Source organism: Vibrio litoralis DSM 17657 (assembly GCF_000426765.1).
Taxonomy (GTDB): Bacteria; Pseudomonadota; Gammaproteobacteria; order Enterobacterales; family Vibrionaceae; genus Vibrio; species Vibrio litoralis.
Window position 1 is genome coordinate 372,279 of record NZ_KE384566.1, and the last position, 12,024, is coordinate 384,302.

The window sequence follows — 12,024 nt, forward strand, 5'->3', positions numbered from 1 at the left end:
CATGGATATTATTTTATTGTTTGTCATGGTGATTGGCTTCATGGTGTTTGGTGTGCCCATTGCGATTGCACTTGGCTTATCAAGTGTTCTATTTTTACTCGTTCATTCAGATACTTCGCTTGCCTCGGTGGCTCAAACACTGTTTAACTCATTTTCCGGGCATTATACGTTATTGGCCATTCCATTTTTTATTTTAGCTTCCACTTTCATGTCTACGGGAGGCGTTGCTCAAAGGATCATTCGCTTTGCTATTGCAATGGTGGGGTGGTTTCGTGGTGGCCTTGCCATGGCGTCGGTTGTGGCGTGCATGATGTTTGCGGCGTTGTCTGGGTCATCACCTGCGACCGTTGTAGCTATCGGTAGCATTGTTATTGCGGGGATGGTGAAAAATGGTTATTCAAAGGAGTTTGCAGCCGGTGTGATTTGTAATGCGGGAACATTAGGTATTCTGATCCCGCCTTCTATTGTTATGGTGGTATATGCTGCCGCGACGGACGTTTCCGTTGGACGCATGTTTTTAGGTGGGGTGCTCCCTGGGTTATTGGCTGGTGTGATGTTAATGGTGGCCATTTATATTGCTGCTCGCATTAAAAAACTGCCCGCTCAACCCTTTGTCGGCTGGAAAGAAGCGTTTTTAGCCGCAAAAGGGGCAAGTTGGGGCTTGTTGCTAGTTGTCATCATTTTAGGCGGTATTTATGGCGGCATCTTTACTCCAACGGAAGCGGCTGCAGTGGCGGCTATTTATGCTTTTTTGATTGCCAATTTTGTGTATAAAGATATGGGACCTTTTGCCGACAAGGAAAGCAAGTTGCCGACGATTGTAAAAGTCGCTTATGCGTTTGTGCATCCAGATACTAAAAAGTCGTTATTTGAAGCGGGTAAGCTTACTATTATGCTGATGTTTATCATTGCCAGTGCATTGATTCTAAAGCATGTGTTAACCGAAGAGCGTATTCCGCAGATGATCACCGAATCGCTGTTATCGGCAGGTCTAGGGCCAATTACGTTTTTGATTATGGTGAACATTCTACTGTTGATTGGTGGCCAGTTTATGGAGCCATCAGGCCTGCTCATTATCGTTGCGCCTTTGGTTTTCCCAATTGCTATAGCATTAGGTATTGATCCGATTCATTTCGGTATCATGATGGTGGTGAATATGGAGATAGGAATGATCACGCCACCTGTGGGGTTGAATTTATTTGTGACCTCTGGTGTGGCTAAAATGTCGATGCTTAATGTGGTAAAAGCCGCGCTTCCTTGGGTCGGTGTGATGTTCTTATTCTTAATTATTATCACTTATGTTCCCGTTATTTCAACGTGGTTACCAACTTTGTTAATGGGGCCTGAGATCATTATAAAATAATAACGGTGAGTACTTGAGCATGAGACTTCAAGTACTCAACATCATTAATGACAACTTAAACACGCCCTAGAGATTCAGGTGACGGTTTTGTCGCCACCACTTGGATCTCGGGGCGTTTTTATTTGTAATTATCCTTATCTAATTGATAGCGTTGCATCTTGTCATATAAGGTCTTACGTGGCAGTTTAAGGTTTTCCATTGCCAGTTTTATACTACCATCCACTTCCGCTAAGGTTTGTTCAATGAGCATTTTTTCAAACTCTGCAACTTGTTGAACTAAGCCTGTGGTAGGAACGTCGGCTTGGTTGCTTTCTAATATTTTGCCATTAAGATCGTTTAGTTTTCCCAGCAATACAAAACGTTCGGCAGCATTGCGTAATTCACGTACATTTCCCGGCCAATCATGGCTCAGTAGTCGCTGCAAATCGTTGCTGGAAAGGCTGGTGGCCGTTTTTCCATAGCGGGCAGCCGCAACCAGCAAAAAATGATGAAAGAGAGAGGGAATATCTTCGCGTCGCTGTCTCAGTGGTGGTAGTTCTAATGTAACGACGTTGAGCCGATAATAAAGATCTTGGCGAAAGGTTTGTTGTTCAGATGCTTGTTTTAAATCGGTTTTAGTTGCGGCAATGACTCGGATATTAATTGGTATTGTTTGATTGGAGCCAATACGTTCAATATAGCGTTCTTGCAACACTCGTAATAAGCGAATTTGAGCTTGCATCGGCATCGATTCGATTTCATCAAGAAAAAGAGTCCCACCATTGGCGTATTCAAATTTACCGACTCGACGACTTTCTGCACCGGTAAATGCGCCTTTTTCATGCCCGTATAGTTCACTTTCGATTAAATTTTCAGGCACGGCGCCACAATTCACCGCAACAAAGTTTTGATCACGTCGGCTGCTTTGTTCATGTAAGGAGCGGGCGACCAATTCTTTTCCTGTCCCCGTTTCACCATAAAGCAAAATATCAGCATGAGTATCAGCAATATGGCTAATGGTTTGTCTTAACTGTTCAATACGAGTCGTATTACCAATGATACGTGGCCCAAGGGTTTTGTTAGCTTGTAATTCAATTTTTAGATGGACATTTTCCAGTAATAACTGACGTTTATCGATAGCACGTTTGACGGTTTCAATTAAACGTTCAGAACCAAATGGCTTTTCTATGAAGTCATAAGCACCATTATGCATGGCTTGTACCGCCATAGAAATATCACCGTGACCAGTAATTAATATGACAGGTAGGTGAGGATCTTTTTTTTGTATGGTTGCTAGCATAGCTTCACCAGAAATACCGGGTAAGCAAATATCACTGACCACAACTTTAGGCATGTTACCTTCTTGAATCGCGATCAATGCAGATTCAGCATCAGCAAAAAACTGGGCACTAAGGCCGGCCAGCTCGAAGCTTTGTTCCACCGCTAGCCTAAGATCATGTTCATCATCAATAAAAAATACATCAGACATTATGTTTTCCTTGGTTACTTCTTATGGCTGTATCTTGCTATCCGTTAATTCGTCATTCGATGGTTGTCCACTTTTGGGAATCGTTAATGTGAATTGTGCACCGCTTGTTTCTTTATTTTTGGCAGAAATAGAGCCTTTTATACTTTGCATTATCTGCTGAGAAATAGATAAACCTAAGCCCAATCCATTTTGTTTACTGGTATAAAATGGCTCAAATAAATGGTCGAGTTGTTCATGGTTGAGGCCACATCCATTGTCTCGAATATGGATAACGGCCTGTTCTTTTTGTTCGAGCAGTTCAAGCTCTATTATTTTGGAGTGTTGACCGGAAACCGCATGAATCGCATTTGTAATAGTATTGATAAGGACTTGTTCTAATGCGATAGGGTTAATTTTGGCCATAACAGTTTGAGCGGGAATAATAAGCTGTAGAACAATATTATGAGACTTAAGTTCTGGCTGCATAAGTTCATAAGCCGATTTAATAACGACATTAATACTGCTGTTGCTTAAGTCATGGGCTGAAGAACGTTGGGCGAAATGTTTAAGTTGTTGACTGATCTTAGCCATTCGAATCGTAAGATCGGAAATCCGCTTAAGGTTGTGTTGTACTTTTTCATAGTCCTTTTTAAGTAGAAACTGACGAGCATTATCAGAAAAGCTTCGAATAGCTGCTAATGGGTTGTTCAGTTCGTGGCTAATGCTGGCTGACATTTGCCCAAGAACAGCAAGTTTAGCGGTTTGAATTAACTCATTTTGTGTTTGTCGTAATGTATTTTCTGTATCGATACGGGTACGAATTTCATCATGTAATTCGGATGTTCGTTCTAAAACTTGAAATTCGAGTTCTTGCTTAGCTTGTGATCGGATCCGTTCAATTTGCAATAAACGGCTTTTTCGTTGTTGGTAAAACATAACAACAAGAAATAATAAAATGGAGATGAGCGTGAGACTGACAAGCACGTTTAGTACGTCCCAAATAATTAACACTTTAGGGATAAATATACGAACATTAAGATCTTGTTTAGGCAAGTGCTTTGAAATAGAAAGAAAACCATTAAACAAGCTTGGTTTTTTGTTGACAGTGATTTCGGCAGGATTGGTGTTGATATCGCCGATAAAATCGAGAGAAGCAATGTCTTTATCAAGGTATCGTTTCCCTTGACGAATTTTTAATAATTGCGCTTCAGATAAATGGATCAGGCTTTTGTATAACCATTCATCTTGGTTGGTCATCATGACAATGTGGTTGTTGTCACTGACCACAAAGCTATTTTGTGTGTCACTCCAGTTGTCTTCAATGGTGGATAATTGAATTTTCACCACTACCACACCAATGATTTTAGTGTGATGAATGATTGGAGATGAGTAATAATACCCCCTAAGACCAGACATTGATCCTAGCGCAAAGTATTGGCTATTTTGGCCAGCAATGGCGATTTGAAAATAGGGTCTAAAGGTGAAGTTTTGCCCTATAAAAGTGGCATTGTCACGCCAGTTACTTGCGGTTATGGTGTTGCCTTTTTGGTCAATGATATAAATATCAGAAGTGTTAACTAATTGGTTGATTTGCTCAAGGTAACGGTTTGTGCTGTCCAATTGGGAAGGGTTGTCAGGATCTAATAAAGTATTGGTTAGGCGTTTATTTTGAGCCAGCAGTTGAGGGATAAAAGCGTATTTTTCTATTTGTGTCAGAAAATGTTGCGAGAATTGTTGGAGCTGCTGGTCACTCTCTTTTAGGCGCGATTGGTAATAATGTTGCCACGAAAAAAAAGCGGCACAAATAGCAACTGAAAAATACAGAATGAATGAGATAACAATAAAACGCTTTGGCTTTCTCACAATGGGTACCCGTGCATAAACAGACCCCAGAATAAACGTCAAATAACAAGTTTCCAGTTTAACCAATAGAAACCTGAGCTGGATCTCTTTTTATGCGATTAGTTAAAAAAAGCATTAGGTTCCCTTGAAAAGTGAGGTAACGTCCCCACTTAGTTACGTATCTCGATAATTAATTATTTGAGGTGAGAATTTAGGAGTTATCTCGACAGAGCGGGTTCAGATCGCTAGAATAGCGCGTCGAAATTTATCCTGAGACTAATAGGAGAGGCCTTTTTCTTTGTTTTTGATTATCGATTCTATCTTTAATAAAAATGAAGAAGGTTTCACTCATTAGTTCAACCATCGGTTTAATGGTGTTTACTTTAATCATGTTTACATAGTTACGTTGGTTGATGCTCACCATTTTTATGTGTCCAAATTGGGCACAACACAAGGAATGAGGCGAACGCTTATCTAAAGGGTAGGTCTAGCTCATATGCTCATAATTACTGAGCCAGTTTTGAGGTTTATAAATAATGCAAGCTACTGTTGAAACTCTAGAAGGCCTAGAACGCCGTCTTACTATTACTGTTCCTGCTGCTAACATCGAAGATGCAGTAACAGCTGAATTGCGCAACATCGCGAAAAACCGTCGTTTCGATGGTTTCCGTAAAGGTAAAGTACCGATGAAGATGGTTGCACAAATGTACGGCCAAGCAGTACGTCAAGACGTGATGGGTGAAGTGATGCAGCGTCATTTCATCGAAACAATCGTTAAAGAAAAAATCAACCCAGCGGGCGCACCAACATTCGCTCCAGTTGAAACTGAAGAAGGCAAAGATCTTGTTTTCAACGCAACTTTCGAAGTTTACCCAGAAGTTGAATTGAAAGGTCTTGAAAACATCACTGTTGAGAAACCAGCAGTAGAAGTAAAAGATGAAGACGTAGCTGAAATGCTTGAAACACTTCGCAAACAACAGTCTACTTGGGCTGAAGTTGATGAAGCAGTAAGCGCTGACAGCCGTGCAACAATCGATTTCGTAGGCTTCATCGACGGTGAAGAATTCGAAGGCGGTAAAGCAGAAGCATTCCCTCTAGAAATGGGCCAAGGTCGTATGATCCCTGGTTTCGAAGACGGACTCCTAGGTAAGAAAGCGGGCGAAGAATTCTCTATCGACGTAAACTTCCCAGAAGATTACCACGCTGAAAACCTAAAAGGTAAATCAGCTAAGTTCGACATCAAACTAAGCAAAGTTGAAACTCGTGAGCTTCCTGAGCTAACAGATGAGTTCGTTGCTAAGTTTGGCGTAAACGAAGGTGGCGTTGAAGCACTGAAAACTGAAGTACGTAAAAACATGGAACGTGAGCTTAAGCAAGCGGTTAAAGGCCGTATTAAAGAGCAAGCGATCAATGGTCTTGTTGAACAAAACGAGATGGACGTACCTTCTGCACTTATCGATCAAGAAATCGAAGTGCTACGTCAACAAGCGGCTCAACGTTTCGGTGGTAACCCTGAAGCTGCTGCTCAACTTCCACGTGAACTATTTGAAGAGCAAGCTGCTCGTCGCGTAAAAGTTGGTCTACTTCTAGGTGAAGTAATCAAGTCTGAAGAGCTAACAGCTGACGACGATCGCGTTAAAGCGCTAATCGAAGAAATGGCGACTGCTTACGAAGATCCATCAGAAGTGATCGCATACTACGAGCAAAACGAGCAGATGATGAACAACATCCGCAACGTAGCGCTAGAAGATCAAGCTATTGATGCAATCATTGCTAAAGCAAAAGTTTCTGATAAAGAAGTGAGCTTCAATGAGTTAATGAACCAGCAACAACCTGCTTAATCACTCAATTTATTAAGTGAAATCAGGTTTCGCTGAGTAGAATAGTTGACAGCGTTTCGACTCTTCTGCTAACAATGGCTCGATATGACACTCTAAAGTTTAGAGTGGATCATTCGGGCCATTTTATTTTTTAGCTTATTAGGCTATTTATTTTGGCTTGCAGACCATTTATTGGGGTTTTCAAACTATCTAAAATGGTATTGGTAAGCATCTAGGTTTATGATTAACTCAGTTTTGTTTATTATTAGTAATCAATCATATTGGTAAACCTATCTACTACAGGGAAAGCGAAAATGAGCTACCAAGAAAATAATACAATGTCTCCAATTGTTGATGCGCTTGTGCCAATGGTGGTAGAGCAAACTTCTCGTGGTGAGCGTTCTTACGATATCTATTCTCGCCTACTAAAAGAACGTATTATCTTTTTAACCGGACAAGTTGAAGATCACATGGCAAACCTTGTGGTCGCACAATTATTATTCTTAGAATCTGAAAGCCCAGATAAAGATATTTTCTTATACATCAACTCACCTGGCGGTTCTGTGACTGCAGGGATGTCGATTTACGATACGATGCAATTTATTAAGCCAAACGTAAGTACGGTATGTATGGGGCAAGCTTGCTCTATGGGTGCATTTTTACTTGCTGGTGGCGAAAAAGGTAAGCGTTTCTGCCTACCGAATTCTCGCGTGATGATTCACCAACCATTAGGTGGTTTCCAAGGTCAGGCTTCTGATATTCAAATTCATGCGCAAGAAATTTTAACGATTAAGCAACGTTTGAATAATCTATTAGCAGAACATACTGGCCAACCGCTTGAAATTATTGAGCGTGATACTGACCGTGATAACTTCATGTCAGCTCAACAATCAGTGGATTACGGCTTGGTTGATGCAGTATTGGAAAAACGCCCAGCATAAATGAACAATCCTCATTTTATTGAGTGAAAGATCGAAGCAATTAATACGGTCTTGTTCACTAAATAGAGTGAGGTTTATTGGTCTCAACCTAGTACATTGTCTTTTATCAATAAGGCATTGTGAGTCAAATTGTTGTAGACTGAACAGAAGAATTAAAGGCTAAGAGGTTAGCGAATGACAGATAAAAGCAAAGAGGGTGGTAGTACTAAACTGCTGTATTGCTCTTTCTGCGGTAAAAGCCAGCACGAGGTTCGCAAGCTGATCGCAGGTCCTTCGGTTTACGTATGTGATGAATGTGTCGATTTATGTAACGACATCATACGTGAAGAAGTGAAAGACGTAGTTCCAAAGAAAGAGTCGGAAGCGCTTCCGACCCCTAAAGAAATTCGTGCACACTTAGATGACTATGTTATCGGTCAAGACTATGCCAAGAAAGTGCTGTCTGTTGCGGTTTACAACCACTATAAGCGTTTACGTAATGGTGATAAGACCAAAGACGGCGTTGAACTAGGTAAAAGTAATATCTTGCTTATCGGTCCAACCGGTAGTGGTAAAACTTTGCTAGCTGAGACTTTGGCTCGTTTTCTTGATGTACCGTTCACTATGGCAGATGCGACTACGTTAACCGAAGCAGGTTACGTAGGTGAAGATGTAGAAAACATCATTCAAAAGCTGCTGCAAAAATGTGATTACGACGTTGCGAAAGCAGAGCGTGGTATCGTGTATATCGATGAGATTGATAAAATTTCTCGTAAAGCGGAAAACCCATCGATCACTCGTGATGTATCGGGTGAAGGTGTGCAGCAAGCATTGTTAAAACTAGTTGAAGGTACCGTTGCGTCGGTTCCACCACAAGGTGGTCGTAAGCATCCTCAACAAGAGTTTTTACAAGTTGATACGTCTAAGATCCTATTCATCTGTGGTGGCGCATTTGCTGGCCTAGATAAAGTGATTGAACAACGTGTTGCTGTTGGTACTGGTATTGGTTTCGGCGCAGAAGTGCGCAGTAAAGATGAAGCGAAAAGTGCAGGTGAGTTATTCAAACAAGTTGAACCAGAAGATTTGGTGAAATATGGTTTGATCCCTGAGTTTATTGGCCGTCTACCAGTGACCACTACCTTGACCGAACTTGATGAAGAAGCGTTGATTCAGATCCTTTGTGAACCGAAAAACGCACTGACTAAGCAATACGGTGCCTTATTCGATTTAGAAGGTGCTGAGCTTGAGTTCCGTGAAGATGCGCTTCAAGCGATTGCTAAAAAAGCAATGGAGCGTAAAACCGGTGCTCGTGGTCTACGTTCTATTTTGGAGTCGGTTCTGCTAGAAACCATGTATGAGTTACCTTCTAATAAAGAAGTGACTAAAGTGGTGATTGATGAATCTGTAATCAAAGGCGAATCTGAGCCGTTATTGATTTATCAAAATGCTGAAAACCAGCTCGCTAGCTCCGAATAATTCGAGTTATCACCAAAATATGAATTTAAAGGAGGCTTTGTGCCTCCTTTTTTTGTTTTGTTATTGAAACTAGCAAGATAGCCCCCATATACTTTTCAATGAATGTGCAAACGGAATAGAGAGAATAATATGAACTTGGAGCGTTCCGAGCGTATCGAGATTCCCGTATTACCCCTACGTGATGTTGTGGTTTACCCACACATGGTCATTCCACTTTTTGTTGGCCGTGAAAAGTCGATTCAATGTTTAGAGACCGCAATGGATACCAACAAGCAAGTTTTGTTGGTGGCTCAAAAAGATGCGGAAACCGATGAACCCAACATCGATGACTTGTTTTCAACAGGTACAGTTGCCACTATCTTGCAGTTATTGAAATTGCCTGATGGTACGGTAAAAGTATTGGTTGAAGGGCAGCAGCGTGCCAAAGTGCATGCTTTTTCTAATGAAGAATTCTTCACTGCCGATGCTGAATATTTAGCCACCCCTGAAATTGATGAGCGCGAACAAGAAGTCATTGTTCGTAGCGCAATTAATCAATTTGAAGGCTTTATCAAGCTAAATAAAAAGATCCCACCAGAGGTTCTGACTTCGCTTAATGGTATTGATGAAGCTGCGCGCCTTGCAGATACCATCGCCGCTCATATGCCATTAAAACTCAATGATAAACAACGTGTGCTTGAAATCACCGATGTCGTTGAACGCCTAGAGTTTTTAATGGGTATGATGGAGTCAGAAATTGACTTGTTACAAGTTGAAAAACGCATCCGCGGCCGTGTTAAAAAGCAGATGGAAAAATCCCAACGCGAGTACTATTTGAATGAGCAAATGAAAGCCATTCAAAAAGAACTTGGCGATATGGACGATGCTCCAGATGAATTCGAAGCTCTGCAAAAGAAAATCGAAGACGCGAAAATGCCAAAAGAAGCTCGCGAAAAAACCGAGCAAGAGCTACAAAAGTTGAAAATGATGTCGCCAATGTCGGCAGAAGCAACCGTGGTTCGTGGTTATATCGACTGGATGGTTGGTGTTCCTTGGGCGAAACGTTCTAAAGTGAAAAAGAATTTAGCGAAAGCTGAACAAGTGCTTAATGAAGACCACTATGGTCTAGAACGCGTGAAAGAACGTATTCTTGAGTACTTAGCGGTGCAAAACCGTATCAACAAGCTTAAAGGGCCAATTCTGTGCCTAGTTGGGCCTCCAGGTGTAGGTAAAACCTCCCTTGGGCGCTCAATTGCTGCCGCAACGGGTCGTAAATACACTCGTATGGCGTTGGGTGGCGTGCGTGATGAAGCGGAAATCCGTGGTCACCGCCGTACTTATATCGGTTCTATGCCAGGTAAATTGATCCAAAAAATGTCCAAAGTGGGCGTAAAAAACCCATTATTCCTATTGGATGAAATTGATAAAATGGCGTCAGATATGCGTGGTGATCCATCATCTGCATTGCTAGAAGTTCTTGACCCTGAGCAGAACAACTCATTTAACGATCATTACTTAGAAGTCGATTTCGACCTTTCTGATGTGATGTTTGTTGCGACGTCGAACTCAATGAACATTCCAGGTCCATTATTGGATCGAATGGAAGTGATTCGTTTGTCGGGCTATACCGAAGATGAAAAGCTCAACATTGCTAAAAGTCATTTAGTTGAAAAGCAAATTGAACGCAATGGTCTGAAGCCTCACGAAATTGTGATCGAAGACTCAGCGATTATCGGTATCATTCGCTACTACACACGTGAAGCTGGTGTACGTAGTCTTGAGCGAGAAATCTCGAAGATATGCCGTAAAGCGGTTAAAAATATCTTATTGAACAGCGAGCTAAAATCAGTAACCGTCACTATGGATAACTTGAAAGAGTATCTAGGGGTACAACGTTATGATTACGGTAAAGCGGATGAAAGCAACCGTATTGGTCAAGTGACGGGTCTTGCTTGGACTGAAGTGGGCGGTGACTTACTGACAATTGAAACACAATCCATGATTGGTAAGGGTAAATTAACTTATACTGGTTCACTGGGCGATGTGATGCAAGAGTCTATTCAGGCAGCCATGACGGTGGTTCGCTCTCGTGCAGAAAAACTGGGTATTAACCCTGATTTCTATGAAAAACGCGATATTCATGTTCACGTACCAGAAGGGGCGACACCGAAAGATGGTCCGAGTGCCGGTATCGCCATGTGTACTGCATTAGTCTCGAGCTTAACTGGTAATCCGGTACGTGCTGATGTAGCGATGACGGGTGAAATTACGCTACGAGGTGAAGTGCTTCCGATCGGTGGTTTGAAAGAAAAATTGTTGGCAGCACACCGTGGTGGAATCAAGACGGTCATTATTCCAAAAGAAAATGAACGCGACTTGGAAGATATTCCAGCCAATGTTATCGGTGATTTAAATGTTCGACCAGTACAATGGTTAGACGAAGTTTTACCGTTAGCTCTAGAAAATGACCCTACAGGTTGTGTGATTGAAGTCACAAACCAGTGATATTCAACAAATTTAGTTAAAAGATTGACGCTGACGAGACAGAAAATACTTGTCAGCGTTTTTTTTCAAGGCTAAGTTAAGTTTCGATAGACCTGAGCCAAGGGTTATTAGGGCGTAAGCCTTTTAAAAGCTGATTAAATAAAGGCCAGTCTAATTTTTATCTTTACTACAACGACAATTTTTATTGGAACGATTACTATTAACATTTATGTTGGTAGCTAAAAGGGGAACAACAAGTGAATAAAACTCAACTAGTAGAAAAAATTGCAGGCGACGCAGATATCTCTAAAGCAGCTGCAGGCCGTGCACTAGACGCATTTATCGAAACGGTAACTGAAACACTAAAATCAGAAGACCAAGTAGCCCTAGTTGGCTTCGGTACTTTTAGCGTTCGTACTCGTGCAGCTCGCACTGGCCGCAACCCTAAAACAGGAGATGTTATCCAAATTGCTGAAGCAAAAGTACCAGCATTCAAAGCAGGCAAAGCACTAAAAGACGCGTGTAACTAATTTGCCCCAATAAGTGTTTTCCCTTTTTGGCGAAAATTCTTGAGGTTTTTACGTCGAACCTCAATCTTTGTTTATCAAAAAGCGCATCTTACTGGTGCGCTTTTCTTTTTCTGATATCATCGACACATATTTTTATTCTATCAAGCATAGGGTCGTAAGACGC

General features: G+C 41.5%; 8 protein-coding genes. 6 read left to right on the forward strand and 2 right to left on the reverse strand.

Annotation, left to right across the window (positions count from 1 at the left end; genetic code table 11):
- The first annotated feature begins 1 nt into the window (after position 1).
- The gene (locus tag K358_RS0112035; RefSeq protein WP_027697058.1) at positions 2–1,363 is read left to right on the forward strand and encodes a TRAP transporter large permease; all 1,362 of its coding nucleotides are present in this window, start codon (positions 2–4) and stop codon (positions 1,361–1,363) included.
- A 118-nt stretch (positions 1,364–1,481) separates the two neighbouring features.
- On the opposite strand, the gene K358_RS0112040 is transcribed toward K358_RS0112035, so the two are convergent.
- Positions 1,482–2,831, reverse strand: coding sequence for a sigma-54-dependent transcriptional regulator (locus K358_RS0112040; RefSeq protein ID WP_027697059.1), 1,350 nt, complete (start codon positions 2,829–2,831; stop codon positions 1,482–1,484).
- A 21-nt stretch (positions 2,832–2,852) separates the two neighbouring features.
- Entirely contained in the window at positions 2,853–4,673 is a 1,821-nt protein-coding gene (locus tag K358_RS0112045; protein ID WP_027697060.1) for a sensor histidine kinase, read from the reverse strand.
- 515 nt (positions 4,674–5,188) lie between these two features.
- Here K358_RS0112045 and tig point away from each other — a divergent pair.
- From tig to K358_RS0112075, 5 genes are all read left to right on the forward strand, one after another.
- Positions 5,189–6,493, forward strand: a complete 1,305-nt coding sequence (gene tig, locus K358_RS0112055; RefSeq protein WP_027697061.1) for a trigger factor — start codon at positions 5,189–5,191, stop codon at positions 6,491–6,493.
- Positions 6,494–6,786: 293 nt separating this feature from the next.
- The gene (gene clpP / locus K358_RS0112060; RefSeq protein ID WP_027697062.1) at positions 6,787–7,413 is read left to right on the forward strand and encodes an ATP-dependent Clp endopeptidase proteolytic subunit ClpP; all 627 of its coding nucleotides are present in this window, start codon (positions 6,787–6,789) and stop codon (positions 7,411–7,413) included.
- A 174-nt stretch (positions 7,414–7,587) separates the two neighbouring features.
- Entirely contained in the window at positions 7,588–8,868 is a 1,281-nt protein-coding gene (clpX, locus tag K358_RS0112065; protein WP_027697063.1) for an ATP-dependent protease ATP-binding subunit ClpX, read from the forward strand.
- 129 nt (positions 8,869–8,997) lie between these two features.
- Complete coding sequence (gene lon / locus K358_RS0112070; protein WP_027697064.1) at positions 8,998–11,352, forward strand: endopeptidase La; 2,355 nt, start codon at positions 8,998–9,000, stop codon at positions 11,350–11,352.
- A 236-nt stretch (positions 11,353–11,588) separates the two neighbouring features.
- A complete protein-coding gene (locus K358_RS0112075; protein WP_027697065.1) occupies positions 11,589–11,861 on the forward strand; it encodes an HU family DNA-binding protein in 273 nt (90 codons plus the stop codon).
- Positions 11,862–12,024: the final 163 nt, after the last annotated feature.

Coding starts and splice junctions, on each gene's coding strand:
- clpX (WP_027697063.1), top strand. CDS start 7,588: ATGACAGATAAAAGCAAAGAGGGTGGTAGTACTAAACTGCTGTATTGC.
- K358_RS0112035 (WP_027697058.1), top strand. CDS start 2: ATGGATATTATTTTATTGTTTGTCATGGTGATTGGCTTCATGGTGTTT.
- K358_RS0112040 (WP_027697059.1), bottom strand. CDS start 2,831: ATGTCTGATGTATTTTTTATTGATGATGAACATGATCTTAGGCTAGCG.
- tig (WP_027697061.1), top strand. CDS start 5,189: ATGCAAGCTACTGTTGAAACTCTAGAAGGCCTAGAACGCCGTCTTACT.
- clpP (WP_027697062.1), top strand. CDS start 6,787: ATGAGCTACCAAGAAAATAATACAATGTCTCCAATTGTTGATGCGCTT.
- lon (WP_027697064.1), top strand. CDS start 8,998: ATGAACTTGGAGCGTTCCGAGCGTATCGAGATTCCCGTATTACCCCTA.